We start from the raw sequence: 951 nt of genomic DNA on the forward strand, positions 1-951 counted from the left end.
CTATCCTTCATATACAACCTTTACTTATTAAACTAAAATGCTGCGTTAGTTGAATAAGAAAAGGGCTTTACCCCTTATTGAAGTAAAGAACCCGTTAGTTGAACATGACTTATTGTAGTGTTGACACAAACTACGTACTAAAAGGATTACTAAGATAGGATGCATTTACTCTTCTCTCATAGGAGTTTGTATTGAAAAAATTGATACCAAAACTTTAAATGAGTCTTGGTATCATACGTTATGCAAAATGATGTCGTAATTCTATTATTTTCTGATTATGAATTTTGTAAACAGCTATAGTCTCAGGAGTTGTTTCTTCACCATTAGAGTCTATGATTCCAGTGAATCGCTCATGTACTGACACAAAATCACCTACACACGTAATATTTACAACTTCACAGTGTGCGTTAGGTGATGCTTGGAAAGCAGATTCATAAAACTTAAATACTTCTTCCATTGTTAATATTTTGTCGGTAGATGCATAACGGAAAGTACAAGAGTCATCATAATAGCTCTTGAATAGTTCTAGTTCTCCTGAATTATAGGCTTTAAGAGACTCAAGTACTACTTGGATCTTCTCAGTCATTTAACGTTCCTCCTTTCGTTGGTATTATAAAACTGTTTAAATAGGAAAATTTTACCTACTATTCTAAATTATATTATTAATTTCTAATTTGCACCAAATAGGTACTGCACAGTTCGAACAAGATGTGTCGCACAGTTCAACCGATACTACGCTTATTTAACTAACCTGCCCCGTTAGTTCAATAAGAAAAAAAGGGCTGCTTAAGCAACTATGAGCTTTAACTAAAGCACCCGTTAGCTGAAAAAGGTTGATATTATTAATGTTTCTATTCGTGTTCCAAGACACTGTACAATAATGAATCTCGCCGACCGTCTTTAATCAATAAATCTTTACGAATTTCACCTTCTTTCATCGTCTTCTAATTC

1 protein-coding gene is annotated in these 951 nt (G+C 33.5%); it reads right to left on the minus strand.

Annotated features, from left to right (window positions below):
• Nucleotides 1-238 precede the first annotated feature (238 nt).
• A complete protein-coding gene (locus AC1DSL_RS18705; protein WP_340920448.1) occupies nt 239-586 on the minus strand; it encodes a nuclear transport factor 2 family protein in 348 nt (115 codons plus the stop codon).
• Nucleotides 587-951: the final 365 nt, after the last annotated feature.

The sequence above is a fragment of the Paenisporosarcina sp. P4_D4 genome (assembly GCF_056401835.1).